The organism is Stenotrophomonas lacuserhaii, from assembly GCF_039674585.1.
Classification (GTDB): Bacteria; Pseudomonadota; Gammaproteobacteria; order Xanthomonadales; family Xanthomonadaceae; genus Stenotrophomonas; species Stenotrophomonas pennii_A.
In genome coordinates, this window is sequence record NZ_JBDJNU010000017.1 from 50,427 (window position 1) to 67,286 (window position 16,860).

General features: G+C 68.4%; 13 protein-coding genes. 10 read left to right on the top strand and 3 right to left on the bottom strand.

Annotated elements, in window-relative coordinates; genetic code table 11:
* The first annotated feature begins 25 nt into the window (after positions 1-25).
* On the top strand, positions 26-2,101 hold the full coding sequence (locus tag ABE522_RS08895) for an NHL repeat-containing protein (protein ID WP_346591387.1): 2,076 nt from the start codon (positions 26-28) through the stop codon (positions 2,099-2,101).
* Positions 2,102-2,130: 29 nt separating this feature from the next.
* On the opposite strand, the gene ABE522_RS08900 is transcribed toward ABE522_RS08895, so the two are convergent.
* The gene (locus ABE522_RS08900) at positions 2,131-2,508 is read right to left on the bottom strand and encodes a YciI family protein (protein ID WP_346591388.1); all 378 of its coding nucleotides are present in this window, start codon (positions 2,506-2,508) and stop codon (positions 2,131-2,133) included.
* 206 nt (positions 2,509-2,714) lie between these two features.
* Here ABE522_RS08900 and ABE522_RS08905 point away from each other — a divergent pair, with 206 nt between their 5' ends.
* The 7 genes from ABE522_RS08905 (at position 2,715) to ABE522_RS08935 (ending at position 9,479) form a co-directional block, all read left to right on the top strand.
* Complete coding sequence (locus tag ABE522_RS08905) at positions 2,715-3,134, top strand: YciI family protein (RefSeq protein ID WP_346591389.1); 420 nt, start codon at positions 2,715-2,717, stop codon at positions 3,132-3,134.
* A gap of 40 nt (positions 3,135-3,174) precedes the next feature.
* Positions 3,175-3,597: a VOC family protein gene (locus ABE522_RS08910; RefSeq protein WP_346591390.1), complete on the top strand. Its 423-nt coding sequence runs from the start codon at positions 3,175-3,177 to the stop codon at positions 3,595-3,597.
* Between the two features lie 2 nt (positions 3,598-3,599).
* On the top strand, positions 3,600-4,856 hold the full coding sequence (locus ABE522_RS08915; protein WP_406846328.1) for an RNA polymerase sigma factor: 1,257 nt from the start codon (positions 3,600-3,602) through the stop codon (positions 4,854-4,856).
* Positions 4,857-5,023: 167 nt separating this feature from the next.
* The gene (locus tag ABE522_RS08920; RefSeq protein ID WP_346591391.1) at positions 5,024-6,673 is read left to right on the top strand and encodes a M28 family metallopeptidase; all 1,650 of its coding nucleotides are present in this window, start codon (positions 5,024-5,026) and stop codon (positions 6,671-6,673) included.
* A gap of 411 nt (positions 6,674-7,084) precedes the next feature.
* Positions 7,085-8,344, top strand: coding sequence for a sensor histidine kinase (locus ABE522_RS08925; RefSeq protein WP_346591399.1), 1,260 nt, complete (start codon positions 7,085-7,087; stop codon positions 8,342-8,344).
* Positions 8,334-9,104 carry a LytR/AlgR family response regulator transcription factor gene (locus ABE522_RS08930; RefSeq protein WP_346591392.1) on the top strand — a complete coding sequence of 257 codons (771 nt, stop codon included), beginning with the start codon at positions 8,334-8,336 and terminating at the stop codon, positions 9,102-9,104. The genes ABE522_RS08925 and ABE522_RS08930 overlap by 11 nt, the downstream gene beginning before the upstream one ends.
* Before the next feature lie 33 nt (positions 9,105-9,137).
* Positions 9,138-9,479, top strand: a complete 342-nt coding sequence (locus ABE522_RS08935) for a hypothetical protein (RefSeq protein WP_346591393.1) — start codon at positions 9,138-9,140, stop codon at positions 9,477-9,479.
* Positions 9,480-9,482: 3 nt separating this feature from the next.
* On the opposite strand, the gene ABE522_RS08940 is transcribed toward ABE522_RS08935, so the two are convergent.
* A complete protein-coding gene (locus ABE522_RS08940; protein WP_042612764.1) occupies positions 9,483-10,097 on the bottom strand; it encodes a hypothetical protein in 615 nt (204 codons plus the stop codon).
* A gap of 314 nt (positions 10,098-10,411) precedes the next feature.
* Here ABE522_RS08940 and ABE522_RS08945 point away from each other — a divergent pair, with 314 nt between their 5' ends.
* Positions 10,412-11,332 (top strand): oxygenase MpaB family protein, encoded by a 921-nt coding sequence (locus ABE522_RS08945; RefSeq protein ID WP_346591394.1) that lies wholly within the window; start codon positions 10,412-10,414, stop codon positions 11,330-11,332.
* 78 nt (positions 11,333-11,410) lie between these two features.
* Here the strand turns inward: ABE522_RS08945 and ABE522_RS08950 are convergent, their stop codons facing one another.
* Positions 11,411-13,528, bottom strand: coding sequence for a M13 family metallopeptidase (locus tag ABE522_RS08950; protein ID WP_346591395.1), 2,118 nt, complete (start codon positions 13,526-13,528; stop codon positions 11,411-11,413).
* A 306-nt stretch (positions 13,529-13,834) separates the two neighbouring features.
* On the opposite strand from ABE522_RS08950, the gene ABE522_RS08955 reads away from it, so the two are divergent.
* Positions 13,835-16,792 carry a bifunctional diguanylate cyclase/phosphodiesterase gene (locus ABE522_RS08955; RefSeq protein ID WP_346591396.1) on the top strand — a complete coding sequence of 986 codons (2,958 nt, stop codon included), beginning with the start codon at positions 13,835-13,837 and terminating at the stop codon, positions 16,790-16,792.
* The last annotated feature ends 68 nt before the right edge of the window (positions 16,793-16,860 follow it).

Genomic DNA, 16,860 nt, shown 5'->3' on the forward strand with positions numbered 1-16,860 from the left:
CTGCGAAAAAAACGAAGGGATGCAGATGGTGCGTGTGCGATGGATCATCGGGGTGGCCGTGGTAACCACGGTCGCGGTTGCGGCGACCTTCCTGCCGCGAACCGTCACCGAGGCGGTGCCCGCGGGACCGGCACCGACGCCCCTGGGCTGGACCGCGCAGCTGCAGCCCTTGGCCGGCGATGGCGTGCCGGGCCTGCGCGACGGGGCGGCAGCGCAGGCGCGCTTCTCCGACCCGTACGCACTGCTTGCGCTGGACGATGGCAGCCTGCTGGTGGCCGACGCCGGCGACAACAACCGGATCCGTCGGGTGGCCGCCGATGGCAGCGTGTCCACGCTGGCCGGCAGCACCGAAGGACTGGCTGATGGGCCGGCACTGCAGGCGCGGTTCCACACCCCTTCCGGGTTGGCGCGCGATGCGGCCGGGGCGGTGTACGTGGCCGATACCGGCAATCATGCGATCCGCCGCATAGGGCTGGATGGCCAGGTCACCACGCTGGCCGGCGGTACGCGCGGCTTCGCCGACGGACCGGCGGCCCAGGCACGTTTCGATGGCCCGATGGGCGTGGCGGTGGATGCGCTCGGCAACGTCTACGTCGCCGATACCTGGAACGACCGGATCCGGGTGATCAGCCCGGATGGCATGGTGCGGACCCTGGCAGGCGGCGGCGAGCCGGCGCACATCGATGGCTTCCCCGGCGTGGCGCGCTTCGACACGCCGGTGGCGCTGGCGTGGGACGGCGACGGTGCACTTCTGGTGGCCGATTTCCACAACAACGCGATCCGCCGGGTCGGCATGGACGGGCAGGTGGATACGCCGGTGCCGTCGTCCAACGTGATCAACGGACCGCTGTCGCTGGCGCGCAGCCATGACGGCGTGCTGTACGTGGGCGACCGCAGCGGGCGCATCGTGCAGGTGTCCGCGCAGGGCCACCAGATCGCGCTGGTCGGCACCGGGCAGGTGCCGCGGCTGGCCCGCCCCAGTGGCTTGGCGCTGGCCGCCGATGGCAGCCTGCGGCTGGCTGATGCCGCGGCGTGGCGCCTGCACCGGATGGTTGCGCTGGCACCTGGCGAGGCACCGGCACCGGCAGTGGTGGGGCCGGCGGTGGACGCGCCGTTGCCGCGCACGGAAGGCCGCTGGCCGCTGGCGCCGCAGCTGGGCTGGCACGAGGTGGTGGGAACGCTGGGCGAGGTGCGGGGCAACTTCAAGGGCGAAAGTCGCCACCACCTGCATGATGGCTTCGACGTGCGCGGCGATGTCGGCCAGACCGTGCTGGCGATCGCCGATGGCAAGATCGACAGCCCGTTGTCCAGCTGGACCGTGGGCGGACAGGCCGAAGGGCTGGAGGTCGGACCGCTGCGTTACCTGCACATGCGGGTGGGCCGTGATCCGCGCGGGGTGGCCTTCGATGATCGCTGGCAGCAGCTGTTCGATGCGGAGGGCAAGCTGGAGCGCATCCGCCTGCGCCGTGGCACGCGGATCCAGGCCGGCGACCGGCTGGGCAGCATCAACAGCCAGGCACACGTGCACCTGAGCGTAGGCAGCAGCGGTTTCCAGCGCAACGCGGCACTGCTCGGCTTCAACGGATTCGTCGATACCGTGGCACCGCGCATCACCGACGTGGCGCTGCTGGATGACGCCGACCAGCCGCTGCGCGCCGATGCACAAGGACGCCTGCCGGTGTCACGCAGCGGGCGCGGCGTGCAGATCGTGGTGGAGGCCTGGGACCAGGTGGACGGCAACCTGCCGCGCCGTCGGCTGGGCCTGTACCAGGTGGGGTACCAGATACGGGATGCGGCCGGGCAGCCGCTGGCCGGCTACGAACAGCCACGCTGGAACATCGTGTTCAACCGCATGCCGCCGCAGCAGCAGGCAGTGCGCATGGCGTACGCGCCGGACAGTGGCATCACCGTGCACGGCAGCGCGGTCACCCGCTTCCGTTACCTGGCGACCAACACCGTGCGCGATGGACTGATGGCGGCGGGCCGCTGGCAGCCGGCGGCCTTGCCCGCGGGTGAGTACGTGATCCGGGCGCATGCGCGCGACCACAGTGGCAACGATGCGCTGGGCGCGCGCGACCTGCGCGTGGTGCTGGTCGACTGAGCCGCGGCGCGCGGGGGCTGCGCGTCGGCTCAGGCGCCGACGCGCAGCCGTTCGGCGTCGAGGTCTTCCAGTGGACGCACTTCGATGCTGCCAAAGCGTGCCCACGGGAAGCCGCGGGCGATGCGCAGGGCGCTTTCGTGGTCGGGTGCCTGGATCAGGTTGAAGCCGGCCAGCAGCTCGCGGGTTTCTGCGAAGGGACCATCCAGCACGCGTTCCTCGCCACTGCGCACCCGCACTGTGCGGGCCTGTTCGATCGGCTGAAGTTTCTGCGATGCCAGCAGCGTGCCGTCGGCCTGCAGCGCGTCGGCGTGCTGCAGGCATGCGCGCATCAGCGCATCGAATTCCTCGCTGGGCAGGGCGCCAAGCAGGGCGGGGTCGATATAGATCAGCAGGGCGTACTGCGGCATGGGGGGCGTCCGTTGGCGGCGGGTGCCCATGATCGCGCAGACCCGCGCCAGGCTGTGTTGCGGCGCCGCATCGGGGCGTGCTCCCTGACCCTGCACGCGACCGGATGGCGGGCGATCCAGCGTTTGCAGGGGATGTCGATTTCCCTGCCCGTGGTTCGTCGACATCATGAAGGCCGGGCACTACCGGCCGCATTGGGAGCGCAGACATGAAAGTGATGGTTTTGGTCAAATCCAATGCCAGGATCGAGGCGGGCATCCTGCCCGGCACCGATGAAATGATCGCGATGGGCAACTTCAACGAAGAACTGGTGCGGGCCGGGATCCTGCTGGCGGGCGAAGGGCTGCATGCCAGTGCCCGCGGCAAACGCGTGCGCTTCGGTGACGCCACGCCGCCGCAGGTCGAAGCCGGTCCGTTTGCCGATCCCGGATCGCTGGTGGCCGGCTTCTGGCTGTGGCAGGTGCGCTCGCTGGACGAGGCGCTGGAGTGGGCGCAGCGCGCCCCGTTCGCGCCGGGTGACGTGCTGGAACTGCGGCCGATCATGGCCGAAGAAGATTTCGGCGACGCCTTCACCGCCGAACTGCGCGAGAAGGAACAGCGGCTGCGCGAACAGAGCACCGCGCGCTGAGAGCATTCCATCCATCCACGCTTGCACGGGAGTACCGAAGATGAAACTGATTCCATTCCTTGGCTTCAAGGGCCAGGCACACGAAGCGATGGCGTTCTACGCACAGGCGCTGGGCGGCAAGGTCACCGCGGAAATGCGATACCGCGACATGCCGCCTTCCGACGGCTCGCCCGGCTGCAACGAGATGCCGCCGGAGACCCTGGACCATGTCGCGCATTCGCAGCTGGAGGTGGGCGCGGCGGTGCTGATGGCCGCCGATGGCCCCGGCGAGGACGGCGGTGGCAGCACCACCATCAACGTGGACGTGGACACGCCGGAGGAAGCCGAGCGGGTGTTCGCCGCACTGGCCGAGGGCGGGGTGGTGCACATGCCCATCGGCGAAACGTTCTGGGCGCATCGCTGGGGCATGCTGCAGGACCGCTATGGCAAGCCGTGGATGGTCAACTGCATGAAGACGCCCTGAGCATGCAGGAGCGGCTGCAGGCACTGTGGCGGATGGAGTCGCCCGGATTGATCGCGCGCCTGGCACGGATGCTGGGCGGTGATGTCGGCCGCGCCGAAGAGCTGGTGCAGGACTGTTGGCTGGCCGCGTTGGAACGCTGGCCGCTGGAAGGCATGCCGGACAATCCAGGAGCCTGGCTGATGACCGCTGCGCGCAACCGTGCCATCGATGTACTGCGCCAGCGACAGCGCATCGCCGGGCAGCATGCGCAATGGGGCGAAATGCTTCATCCAGCCGCAGCGTCCGCGCCGGATGACAGCGATGCGTTGGCCGACGACATAGGCGATGACCTGCTGCGGCTGGTGTTCGTGGCCTGCCATCCGGTGCTGTCGGCCGATGCGCGGGTAGCGTTGACCCTGCGCCTGCTGGGCGGGCTGACCACGCAGGAAATCGCCCGCGCGTTCCTGCAGCCCGAGCCGACCATCGCCCAGCGCATCGTGCGCGCCAAACGCACGCTGGAACGCAGCCAGGTGGCCTTCGAGGTGCCGCGCAGCGCGGAGCTGCCGGGGCGGCTGCACTCCGTGCTGGAAGTGGTCTACCTGGTATTCAACGAAGGCTACGCGGCCAGCCACGGCGAAGACTGGATGCGCCCGGCGCTGTGCGAGGAGGCGCTGCGGCTGGGGCGGGTGCTGGTGGCGCGGCTGCCTGCGCATGCGGCGGTGCACGGGCTGCTGGCACTGATGGAACTGCAGGCGTCACGTGGCGCCGCGCGCACCGATGCCGACGGGCGTGCAGTGCTGTTGGAACAGCAGGACCGCGCGCGCTGGGACTGGCTGCAGATCGAGCGTGGGCTGGCGGCACTGCAGCGTGCGCGGGAGTTGCGCGGTGACGATGACCGCTATGTGCTGCAGGCCGGCATCGCGGCCTGCCATGCACGTGCGCGGGTTGCCGCGCACACCGATTGGGCGGCGATAGCGGCGCTGTACGACCGTCTGCTGCAGGTGCAGCCGGGCCCGGTGGTGGCGCTGAACCGGGTGGTGGCGGTGCTGCGCGCGGAGGGCCCGCTGGTGGCCTGGGGGCAGCTGCAGCCGCTGCTGCTGGAACCAAGGCTGCAGGCACATGCGCCGTTGTGGGTAGTGCAGGGGGAAGTGCTGGCCCAGCTGGGGCGTGATGAGGATGCACGTGCTGCGTTCACGCACGCCGCGGGATTAAGCGGGAACGCGCGCGAACGCGAGGCGTTGCTGGCGCGCGCGGGCACCATGGCGACGCCTGCGGATTGACGGCCAGCGGCCGTCACTACCGGGGCGTGGATGCGATTCGGTAGCGCCGAGCCATGCTCGGCGGTCGGTATCCGGCGCATTGGAAAGCTGACGGCCAGCGGCCGTCACTACCGGGGCAGGCAGCGGCTACACTCGGGGTCTTGTCGCAGTCCCTGCTGGAGAGAGCAATGAAGCGAGTGGTAATGAGCGTGCTGGCCCTGTCGGTGTCCACCGCAGTGATGGCGGCGACGCCGAAGTTCGATGGCGCGCGGATCTCCGCCGACGTCAAGGAACTGGCCTCCGATGCCTACGAAGGCCGCTCACCGGCCACCGCCGGCGAGGCGAAGACCATCGCCTTCCTGAGCCAGCAGTTCGCTGCCGCCGGCCTGCAGCCGGGAGGTGACCTGCAGGATGGCAAGCGCCTGTGGACCCAGGCCGTGCCGCTGCTGAAGGGCGACATCGTCGGCACCCCGCAGCTGTCCCTGCAGCAGGGCGGCAAGGCCGTGCCGCTGGAACAGGGCAAGCAGATCGCGGTGCGCGCGGCAATGAACGGCGCCGACCAGGTCGACATCAGCAAGGCCCCGCTGGTGTTCCTCGGCTACGGTGTGAAGGCACCAGAAAAGAGCTGGGATGACTTCAAGGGCGTGGACCTGAAGGGCAAGATCGCCGTGGTGCTGATCAACGATCCGGACTTCGAAACCGGCCAGGGCGACTTCGACGGCAAGGGCATGACCTACTACGGCCGCTGGACCTACAAGTACGAAGAAGGCGCACGCCAGGGCGCGCTCGGCGTGCTGATCGTGCACGAGACCGCACCGGCATCCTATGGCTGGGCCACCGTGGCCGGATCCAACACCAACACCATGTTCGACGTGGTGCGGGAGACGCCGGCCGACAGCCACCCATTGCTGGAAGGCTGGATCCAGCGCGACCTCGCGGTGGACCTGTTCCGCTCGGCCGGACTGGATTTCGAGGCACTGAAGACACAGGCGCAGCAGCGTGATTTCAAGCCGGTGCCGCTGACCGGTGCCAGCCTGGATGCGAAGTACGCGGTGAAGACCGAGGTGATCACCTCGCACAACGTGGCCGCGCGCCTGGAAGGCAGCACGCATGCCGATGAGACGGTGGTGTACAGCGCGCACTGGGACCATATCGGCGTGGGCGAGCCGGATGCCCGCGGTGACCGCATCTTCAACGGGGCGCTGGACAATGCCAGCGGCACGGCGTCGCTGGTGGAACTGGCGCGGGGCTTCGCCAAGGCGCCCAGGCCGCAGCGTTCGCTGCTGTTCCTGGCGGTGACCGCGGAAGAGAAGGGGCTGCTGGGTTCGGAGTACTACGCGACCCATCCGCTGTACCCGCTGGAAAAGACCGTGGCGGTGATCAACATGGATGGCATGGCACCGTTCAGTCCGTCACGCGATTTCGGCATCTACGGCACCGCGCGCTTCGAACTGCTGGACCAGTTGAAGGCCGTGGCGCAGCGCTGGGACATCCGCTACACGCCGGATCCGAAGCCGGAAGCCGGCCTGTTCTTCCGCTCCGACCACTTCCCGTTCGCCAAGCGTGGCGTACCGGCGCTGTCCTGGTCGGCCGGGCAGGACTGGGTGGAGGGCGGTATCGCGGCGGGCAGGAAGGCATCGGACGACTACACCGCCAAGCGCTACCACCAGCAGGGCGATGAGTGGCAGCCGGACTGGAAGTTCGCCGGCGCCGCGCGTGACCTGGAGGTGCTGTACACCTTGGGCAGCGAGCTGGCGAACTCACGTGCGTGGCCGAACTGGAACCCCGAAGAAGCGTTCCGCGCGGTGCGCGACCAGAGCGCTGCGCAGCGTCGCTGAGGCGGGGTGGTAGCGCCGAGCCGTGCTCGGCGGGTGATGGGAAGAGCGTGACGACCAACGGTCGTCACCCACCGGGGCAAAGGGCTGACGGCCAGCGGCCGTCACTACCGGGGTGGTAGCGCCGAGCCGTGCTCGGCGGGTGATGGGAAGAGCGTGACGACCAACGGTCGTCACCCACCAAGGCAAAGGGCTGACGGCCAGCGGCTGTCACTACCGGAGTGGTAGCGCCGAGCCGTGCTCGGCGGGTGGTGGGAAGAGCGTGACGACCAACGGTCGTCACCCACCGGGGCCGGGTCGGCCGTCATTGCCGGGGGGCGGTTGGTCGGCTGATTCCCGGCTTTCGTCGCCGGGTGCTTGCGGTGGTGGGCTGGCGCACTATGCTCGGCCCATTCCTTCGTGAAGGCAGCCTCCGTGTTCCCCAGCGTCTCCTTGATCTTCCGACACCTGTTGGCCTGGACGGCGGCGCTGATCGTGGCCGGCATGGTCTGGAGCGGGCTTTTCAGCGGCATGAACGATGGCCCGGGCTGGGTGTTCGGGCTGCTGGCGATGTTCCTGATGCTGTCCGCGCTGGGCAGCGCGATCACCCATGTGCGCCGGGTGTGGCTGGTGGCCGGCAAGCTGGACGGCAGCACGCTGTCCAGCCGCCAGCGGCGGCAGATCGAGCTGCCGATGGATGCCGGCCCGGCCTTCGCGCTGCTGGAATCGGCGATCGCCGAACTACCGCGGGTGGAGGATATCGAGAGTGCCTCGGGCAGCCTGCAGGTGCGTGCCTATGTGCGCCGGGTGGATCCCTGGAATGGCCGCCAGCCTTCGCGCTGGAACCTGCCCGCGCGGCTGGCGATCAAGCGCAACAGCATCCTGGCGACGATCACCCCGGGGCAAGGCACCAGCACGGTGACCCTGTTGTTCGAACCCGATGCCGGTTGGTGGGCCGACCTGCTGGCACTGGACGAGGGCAGCAACTACGAGAACGCCGAAGCGGTGACCCGCGCCGTCAGCCGGCGCGTGGCCGACCAGCGCCGCGACGAACAGGCCGCCGCCGAACAGACCCACGTGGAAAAGGAACTTTCGGTCGCGCGCCTGAACCTGCTGCACGCGCAGGTGGAACCGCACTTCCTGTACAACACGCTGGCCAATGCGCAGGTGCTGACGCGCACCGATCCCGCACGTGCGGACGTGATGCTGGGCCACTTGATCCAGTACCTGCGCAGTTCGCTGCCGAGCATGGACGAATCGGTGTCCACGCTGGGCGTGGAGCTGGAGCGCACCCGCGCTTACCTGGAGATCCTGCGTATCCGCATGGGGGCCCGGCTGGGCGTGGACGTGCAGGTGCCCGACGCGCTGCACGGCGTGCAGCTGCCCTCGATGGCGCTGCAGACACTGGTGGAGAACGCGGTCAAGCATGGCCTGGAACCCAAGCCCGGCGGCGGCACGATCTGGATCATCGCGCGCGCCTTCGATGACCACGTCACCGTGACCGTGGCCGACGACGGGCTGGGTTTCGGCCACGGCACCAGCGGCACCGGCATCGGCCTGAAGAACCTGCGCGAACGCCTGCGCCTGACCTGCGGTGAACAGGCCGGGGTGGCGATCGTCGCCAATTTCCCCAGCGGCGTGGCCGCCACCATGACCCTGCCGCAGGTTGCCAAGGAGCCGCGCCGTGCCGCTTGATGCCTTGATCGCCGAAGACGAGGAACTGCTGCGTACCGCGCTGGTGGACCAGCTGCATCGGCTGTGGCCGGAGCTGCGCATCGTCGCTGCATGCGAAGACGGTGCCAGCGCGCTGGAGCAGTTGGCCGAGAAACAACCGGACATCGCCTTCCTGGACATCCGCATGCCCGGCATCAGCGGCATCCAGGTGGCGCGTGCGCTGGGCGAGCTGAGCCCGCGAACGCAGGTGGTGTTCGTCACCGCCTACGACCAGTACGCCATCGATGCCTTCGAACAGGGCGCCATGGATTACCTGCTCAAGCCGGTCAGCGACGAGCGCCTGCTGGCCACGCGCGAACGCCTGCTGGCGCGCCTGCCTTCAGCGCGCAACGACGATGCGGTGCTGGAGCGACTGCTGCAGCGCCTGGGCAACGCGCCGCCGCGCGCGGACGCGCCGCCGCTGGCCTGGATCACCGCAAGCAATGGACGCGATACCGTGCTGATCATGCTGGAAGACGTGGTGTATTTCCGCGCCGACAACAAGTACACCACGGTGGTCACCGCGGCCGGCGAAAGCCTGCTGCGCACGCCGCTTCGCGAGCTGCTGGGCGCGCTGGATGCGCAGCAGTTCCGACAGGTGCACCGGTCCACCATCGTCAACATGAAGGCGGTCGCGGCGGTCAGCCGCGACGACACCGGACGCGGTGTGCTGCGCCTGCGCGACCGGCCCGAAACGCTCACCGTCAGTCAACCGTTCATGAGCCTGTTCCGCGGCATGTAACGCCGCGCCGGGCCAACAAGGAAGGACCGTGCCATGCGTTATCTCACCACCCTGCTGAGCTGCCTGCTGTCGTTGTTCGGTTGCCAGGACAAGGTCACCAGCACCTCGATCACCCGCATCAGCGAACGCGGCATCGACCAGCTGTTCAGCCGCACCTCGGTGCGCGCGGAAAGCACGTCGTTCGAATGCGTGCGCAGTGCCAGCGGGCGCTGCTACTACCAGGTCTTCAAGGAAACCTGCGATGGCCAGCAACGCTGCGAACGCGGCATGCTGCAGGCGTTCGACATCCGCGCTGGCCACACGCAGAAACGCGAAGGCCTGCCACAGGGCTTCAGGACCTGCGTCAGCAGCAGCGCCAGCGTCCCCTGCCAGTAACCGTCAGAACGCCGGCTGCAGGGTGAGGTCGCGGTGGCTGCTGGTTTCGCCGACGTGGTTGAGGCGGCCGACCAGTTCGCTGTGCTGCCGCATGCGCCCGATCTCGGTCATGATGCGGATGTCTTCGTGGCGCAGCTCACGCCGGCTGGTGACGGCCTGCTTGTAGTCCAGCACTTCCGGATAGTGCTCGGCCATGCCCAGCGCATCGGCCACGCATTCCACGCTGTCGGCGCTGGAGGTGATGCGCGCGCGGCTGTTGAAGGCCTTCATCCAGCGTTCGAAACCGGCCTGCTGGTCGAACATGTTGGCCATGAACCAGATCACGAACAGGATCGAGACCCACGACCCGATGATGATCACCACGCGGGTGAAGGTGATATGGAAGTCATCGCGCCAGAGGTAGTTGGCGATCAGGCCGAGGATGAGCAGGGAGGACGCCTGCCAGCCGACGATGGAAGCCATCAGCCACTGGCATTTCGCCTGCGCCAGCACGGCGACCTCGTCGCGGATCTGCTGTTCGCTCATGCCGCGCCAATGGGCTACCTGTTTTTCGAACGGGCTGTGGTACAGCTCGTTGTCGCGCAACAACAATCCTAGACCTTTGAACAAAGCAATCATGGCGGGCTCCCTGTTGGAACGTGCGGCGATGCGTTGAGCGGTGAGGCGGATTCAGTTCTAGCACTTCCAGCGAGGCGTGCAATAAGGGCGGTGCGAAGGCTGCCTGCTCGACGGGGATGAATACGCCGAGCGCAGAATGCGGTGATGCACTGCAGCATCGCCGTGACGGCCTGCGACAAGATGTCGCAGCTGAAATCATGCTGCGGCTGCACATCCTCCTTCGCCGGGAACGCCGTGAGGCGTCCGGTCAGCGCAGGGGACTCACAATGGCCCGGAAACGCGCAATCTGCGCCAACCTGGAGCCCGGCCCCCGCATGCCTTCCCCGTTGAATCCGCTGACCGCCCCGATCCGCCGCTGGGTGCTGGACGCCTTCCCCCGCGGCCAGAGTGGCATCGACTATGACCACCCGGCGGGCGATCCTGGCTGGTTCGGGCCGGACAGCATGACCTGGCGGGTGCATGCCGAATTGCCTTCGATGCTGGCTGGCGGGCTGTGTGCGCTGATGCTGCAGCTGTTGCATCCGCGTGCGCTGGCCGGGGTGTATGACCATTCCAATTTCCGCGAAGACCTGGTCGGCCGGCTGCGCCGCACCACCGCGTTCGTGGCCGGCACCACCTACGCGCCGACAGCCGAGGTGGAAAAACTGGTCTCGCGCGTGCGCCGCATCCATGCCAACGTGCGTGGCAGCGTGGATGGCGTGCCCTACGCGGCGGATGATCCGGCGCTGTTGACGTGGGTGCACGTGACTGAAGCCTACGGTTTCCTGCAGGGCTTCCGTCGTTACGGGCGTCCGGTGCCGGGGCCGCTGGCCGACCGCTACTACGATGAATACCGACGCGTGGCCGAGGCGCTGGGCGCCGCCGACGTGCCCCGCAGCGAAGCCGAAGTGGACGCCTGGTTTGCGCTGCAGCAACCGCAGCTGCGGCTGGATGAGCGGGCCCGCGAGGTGCTGCAGGTATTGCAGGCGGTGCGGCTGCCGGTACCGGTGCCGGGGCTGTCGCGCGATGTGTTCCTGGGCGCGGCGGCGGCGCTGCTGCCGCCGTGGGCAGGCGAGATGCTGGAACAGGGCACGCGGCAACGGCTGCAGGCGCGCGCTTCGATGCGCGTGCTGCAGGGCGCGGCGCCGTTGTTCCGCCGCGCGCTGCCGGATGGCCTGGCCAGCCGCGCGTGTGCGCGGATGGGGGTTGGGGTGGGGGTGTTGAAGGGGTGGCCTGGGGGAGGGCGTGACGACTGACAGTCGTCACCCACCAGACCGGATCACCCACCAGACCGGATCACCCACCAGACCGGTTCACCCACCGGGACCTGCCGCTTACCAGACCTTGACGCGCTTCTCTGGTGCCAGGTACAGCTTCTGGCCTTCCTTGACCTCGAAGGCGGGATACCAGGCGTCGAGGTTGCGCACGGTCAGCGCACGGAACTGGCCCGGCGCGTGCACGTCGGTCAGCAGCGAATTGCGCAGTGCCTGCTCGCGGCTCTTGCTGCGCCATGCCTGGGCGAAGCCGAGGAAGAAGCGCTGGTCCGGCGTGAACCCGTCGAGCGTCTGGCCCGGCTTGCCCTGCCGCGACAGCTGGTAGGCATCGTAGGCCGTGCCGAGGCCGGCCACGTCGGCGATGTTCTCGCCCAGCGACAGGCGCCCGTTGACGTGCACGCCGGGGAACGGCTCGTAGCTGCTGAACTGTGCCGCCAGCGCGTCGCCGGCCGCGTTGAACTTCTCCAGGTCCTGCGGCGTCCACCAGTTGTGCAGGCGGCCGGTTTCGTCGAACAGTGCGCCGGCGTTGTCGAAGCCGTGGCTGATTTCATGGCCGATCACCGCACCGATGGCGCCGTAGTTCACCGCATCATCAGCCGCACCGTCGAAGAACGGCGGCTGCAGGATGGCGGCCGGGAACACCAGGCGGTTTTCCAGCGGCACGTTCATTGCATTGATGGTCTGCGGCAGCATCGCCCACTCGCCGTGGTCCGGCGCCTTGCCCAGCTTGGCCAGGTTGCGCTGGTAGTCGAACTGCTCGGCGCGCTGCGCGTTGCCGAGCGGATCATCGCGCTTGATCTCAAGGCCGCTGTAGTCACGCCAGCTGTCCGGGTAGCCCATGCCGACCTTGAGCCCGGCGACCTTGGCCTTGGCGCTGGCCTTGGTCTGCGGGGACATCCAGTCCAGCGCATCGATGCGCTTGCCGAAGGCGGCGATGATGTTTTTCGCCATCTCGTCGGCACGTTCCTTGGTCTTCGCATCGAAGTGCTTTTCCACGTAACGCTTGCCGATGGCCTCGCCGATGGCATGGTTGGCATCGTCCACCGCGCGCTTCCAGCGATCGCTCTGCTGCGGGGTGCCGCTCAGCGCGGTGCCATGGAAGGCGAAGCGCGCATCGGCGAACTTCTTCGGCAGGTAAGGGGCTGCGCGGTCAAGCGCGTGGAAGGTCATGTAGTCCTTCCAGGCCTCCAGCGGCTCGGTGGCGACCAACCGCGACAGGCCGGCCACGGCCTTCGGCTGCCACACGATGAAGTCCTGCTGCTGCGCCAGCCCGGACGCTTCCAGGAACGCCGCCCAGTCCATGCCGGGTGCCTTGGCGCTGAAGTCTTCGCGGGTCCACGGGTTGGCACCCTTGGCCACGTCGTTGGTCTCTTCCTGGGTGGCGTGTGCCTTGGCGATCTTGGTTTCCAGGGCGACGATGCGCTGCGCCTTGGCGCCTGCATCGGCAACGCCGGCCAGGGTCAGTACCTGACCAATGTATTCCTGGTATTGCCGGCGCAGCTCGGCCATGCGGCCATCGCCCAGGTAGAAATCACGGTCCGGCAGGCCCAGGCCGCCCTGCACCAGGTAGGGCGCGGTGCGTGCCGGCTGCAGCAGGTCCACCGATACCCACAGGCCGAACAGGCGGTCGGTATAGAAGTTGGTGGCATTGAGCAGGTCCACGTCGGCGCGCATGTCGGCGCCCAGCGCCCGCGCCAGGGCGGCCTTGTCGGCCAGCGCGTCGATCGCCTGCAGCTGCGGCTGCACCGGCGCCAGCCCACGCTGCTCGATCCCGGCTTCGTCCATGAAGGCGGCGTAGTAATCGCCGATCAGCTTGTCTTCGCCGCTGGCCTGGACATTGTTGGCCGCGCCTTCGAGGATGGCGCGGGTGTCGGCCTGGGTCTTTTCGGCGATCACGTTGAAGCTGCCGAAGCGCGAACGGTCGGCCGGGATTTCGGTGTTCCTGACCCACGTGCCGTTGGCGAAATCAAAGAAATTGTCGCCGGCGGCGATGCTGCGGTCCATGCCTTCGGCGTCGAAGCCGAAGCTGCCGAGCTGCGGCGTGGGCGCCTGTGCGGCTCGTGCCTGCTGTGGCGCCTCGGGCGTGGCGGGTGCGGCGTCGCCGCCACAGGCTGCCAGGGAAAGGGACAGGCTGGCGGTGATCGCCAGCAGCAGGGGAGCGCGACGCAACGTGGGCATGGAGTACTCGGGCGGCGGGAAACCCCCAGTCTAATCCCTGCTGGCGGGGCCGGTTGCAACGGCAACCGTATCGGAACCGGGGGCCACCTGTGCCGGATGTGGCTGAACAGGGGCGGGCACTCTTCCTGTCGCCTTCGGCGTGATGCATGCTGCGTGACGGGGCCGGGAGGAAGCGCGTTCGACGCGGAACCCCCGGGGAGGAGACAGCACGGTCAAGAAAGCCGGTGCGCGGCCGCTTAGGTGTGGATCACAGGAAAAACGTTTGCGCATGAGAGCACCAGGCCACTACCGCCGACGTTGCCATCGATGGCCGCACTGAGCCGCCTGCTGGTTCGGCCCCAGCGCGCCCTGTCATGGGGCGGTGCGCTGCTCGGCGTACTGTTCGCCGCTGGCCTGGCGACCGTACTGGCCAGTGATTTCCAGCGCCGCCTGGACGTCGCCCAACGCCAGAGCCGCACCTTGGCCGTGGGCAGCCAGCGCCTGCTGTGGCTGGAAATGCGCAACGTCGAACGGGCGATGCACGGCATCGGCGCCGACGCCGCACAGCTGTTCCGCAGCGTGCCCGGGCAGGCGCCGGCACTGCTGGAGCAGAACATCGCAGGCGTGCTGCACCGGCACGCGGAACTGGACAGCATCGTGGTGGTGGACCAGCACGGCCGCGCACTGACCAGCGGCGTCGGCGACCTGCAGTTGCCGCTGTGGGTGGAAGGACGACGACGGGGCAGCGGCAGCGACCTGTATCTGGGACCGCCGCAACGCCGCGACGGATTGAACTGGGTATTGCCGCTGGCCCTGCAGCTGGAACAGGACCGCTGGCTGCTGGTACGCCTGCACACCGGCGAACTGCAGCGGATCATCGGTGGACTGGACATCGGCACGCGCGGGGTGGTGTCGATCAGCGACGTGGAGGGCCACGTGCTGGCCCGATCACCGATGCAGCACGACGTGGTCGGCCAGCCGTTCGGGCTGAGCCACCGCGAGACGCTGGGCAGTGATGCGGTGCGCTCGCTGGGCGTGGGAACCAGCCCGATCGACGGAGTGGTGCGGATATCGGCGATGAGCACGCTGCACCAGTACCCGCTCGCGGTATATGCCGGCCTGGGGCACCGCGACGTGATGGCCGCGTGGTGGCCATACGTGTATGCGTCGGTCGGGATGTTCCTGCTGTACTGCGCCCTGCTGGCCGGCCTGGTGTGGGGCGTTGGGCGCGCGGCGCGGCGGCAGCATGCGCTGGCCGAAGAACTGCGCACCGGCCACGCCGAACTGCTGCTGGCCCACCAGGTAGGCCATGTGTGTACCTGGCACGTGGACGAGGACGCGTGCCAGCTGCACTGGTCGCCCCTGGCGCGCGAGATTTTCGGGGTCGATGTCGATGCGCTGCCGCTGTCCGAGTTCTTCCAGCGCGTACACCGCGAAGACGGCGTGCGCATGCAGGCAGCCTTCGACCGGGCATTCGCCGGCGATGCCGTGCTGGACGAAGTGTTCCGCATCGTGCTGCCGGGGGGGGGCATACGCTGGGTGTCCGCACGCGGACGGCGCGTGGTCATCGCCGACCGCCAGCGGCGGATGATCGGCGCGATGACCGACATCAGCGAGCGCTACCTGGCACGCGAGCGCGCCGACCAGGCCGAGCGCCAGTTCCGCCTGCTGTTCGACCGCAACCCGGCCCCGTTCTGGGTGTTCGACCCGGATACGTTGCGCTTCCTGGAGGTCAACCAGGCCGCGATCAGCCAGTACGGCTACACGCGCGAGGAATTCCTGGCGATGAGCATCCTGGACATACGGCCCCGCGAGGGCTGGGACGAGATCCGTGGAGCGATCGCCGAAGCGCGCGTCGGCGAATCCCAGGACGCGAAGATCCGCCTGCACCAGCGCAAGGACGGCACCCTGTTCGAGGTGCGGGCCCACCTGTCACGGCTCGACTTCGATGGGCGTGCGGCCTGCCTGGTGCTGGCTGAAGACGTGAGCGAGCGCCTGGCCTACGAACGCGAGCTCGCCTACCACGCCAGCCACCATCCGCAGACCGGCCTGCTCAACACGCGCGCGCTGGCCGAAGCACTGGATGAGTGCGCCGGTGGCTACACGGTGGCGTTCATCCAGCTGCGTGGCCTGCGGCTGATTTCCGATGCCCTGGGCCATGACATCGGCGACGCGGTGCTGCAGGCGATGGCGACCCGGCTTGGCGGGCTGGGTGCTCGATTCGGTTGGTTGGCATTCCAGCCGGCGGAAGACTTCCTGTTCGCCTTCGACGACACGCATGATGCGCAGAACGCGCTGGATGCCCTGGTGCAGATCGTATCCGAGCCGGTACGCGGACAGGATTCGCTGCACCAGTTCGAACCGAGCATCGGCGTGGCCGTGCACGCGCCCGGTGACGGACTGCAGGCTGCGCAGGTCATCGGCATGGCGGCGCAGGCCGCGCACAGCGCACGCGCGGAAGGCGATGTGCTGGCGCGCTTCGATCCCAGCGTCAATGCGCGGTTGGGCGAGCGGCTGCGGCTGGCGGGCCGCATCCACAACGCGATCGACGCCGAATTCGAGCTTTACTTCCAGCCGATATGCCATGCCAGCGACGGCACCCCGGCGGCATTGGAGGCCTTGCTGCGCTGGCCCCAGGCAGATGGCAGCTTCATCCCGCCGGGCGATTTCATCCAGCTGTGCGAAGACACCGGCCTGATCCTGGCGCTGGGCCGCTGGGTGATCCGGGCGGCCGCGCAGGCGCAGCGTCAACTGGTGGACGCTGGCTGGGCCGACCTGCCGATCGCGGTGAATGTATCGGCGGTGCAGTTCTTCAACAGCGACCTGGTCGGCGAGTTCGCCCGCGCGATGGCCGAGTTCGGCTTGGCCCGTGGCGCGCTCCAGGTGGAGCTCACGGAAAGCAGCCTGATGCGCAAGCCGGGCCAGGCGATGCAGACCATGCAGCGCCTGCACGAGCAGGGCATCTGCGTGTCGCTGGACGATTTCGGCACCGGATATTCCAGCATGTCCTACCTGCAGCACCTGCCGCTGGATATCCTGAAGATCGACCGGACGTTCGTCGCCGACGTGGAGACCAATCCGCGCAATGCCTCGATCTGCCGCGCCCTGTTGTCGCTGGGCCACAGCATGGGCCTGACCATCATTGCCGAAGGCGTGGAAACGCCGGGGCAGCTGCAGTGGCTGGCCGCGCATGGCTGTGACCAGGTGCAGGGCTACCTGCTCGGCCGGCCCGCACCGTTGAAGACGGTGATCGAACGGCTGGGCGCCGTGGAAGTGGTTGTGTAACGGTAGCGGGGGGGGCAGGACGGGGGGCGGGCGGCACACAGCACGAAAGGCGCCGAGCACGGCGCGCA

Bases quoted from the DNA above. Each gene is read 5' to 3' on its own strand.
- ABE522_RS08895 (WP_346591387.1), top strand. From the start codon at position 26: ATGGTGCGTGTGCGATGGATCATCGGGGTGGCCGTGGTAACCACGGTC.
- ABE522_RS08900 (WP_346591388.1), bottom strand. From the start codon at position 2,508: ATGCCGCAGTACGCCCTGCTGATCTATATCGACCCCGCCCTGCTTGGC.
- ABE522_RS08905 (WP_346591389.1), top strand. From the start codon at position 2,715: ATGAAAGTGATGGTTTTGGTCAAATCCAATGCCAGGATCGAGGCGGGC.
- ABE522_RS08910 (WP_346591390.1), top strand. From the start codon at position 3,175: ATGAAACTGATTCCATTCCTTGGCTTCAAGGGCCAGGCACACGAAGCG.
- ABE522_RS08915 (WP_406846328.1), top strand. From the start codon at position 3,600: ATGCAGGAGCGGCTGCAGGCACTGTGGCGGATGGAGTCGCCCGGATTG.
- ABE522_RS08920 (WP_346591391.1), top strand. From the start codon at position 5,024: ATGAAGCGAGTGGTAATGAGCGTGCTGGCCCTGTCGGTGTCCACCGCA.
- ABE522_RS08935 (WP_346591393.1), top strand. From the start codon at position 9,138: ATGCGTTATCTCACCACCCTGCTGAGCTGCCTGCTGTCGTTGTTCGGT.
- ABE522_RS08940 (WP_042612764.1), bottom strand. From the start codon at position 10,097: ATGATTGCTTTGTTCAAAGGTCTAGGATTGTTGTTGCGCGACAACGAG.
- ABE522_RS08945 (WP_346591394.1), top strand. From the start codon at position 10,412: ATGCCTTCCCCGTTGAATCCGCTGACCGCCCCGATCCGCCGCTGGGTG.
- ABE522_RS08950 (WP_346591395.1), bottom strand. From the start codon at position 13,528: ATGCCCACGTTGCGTCGCGCTCCCCTGCTGCTGGCGATCACCGCCAGC.
- ABE522_RS08955 (WP_346591396.1), top strand. From the start codon at position 13,835: ATGGCCGCACTGAGCCGCCTGCTGGTTCGGCCCCAGCGCGCCCTGTCA.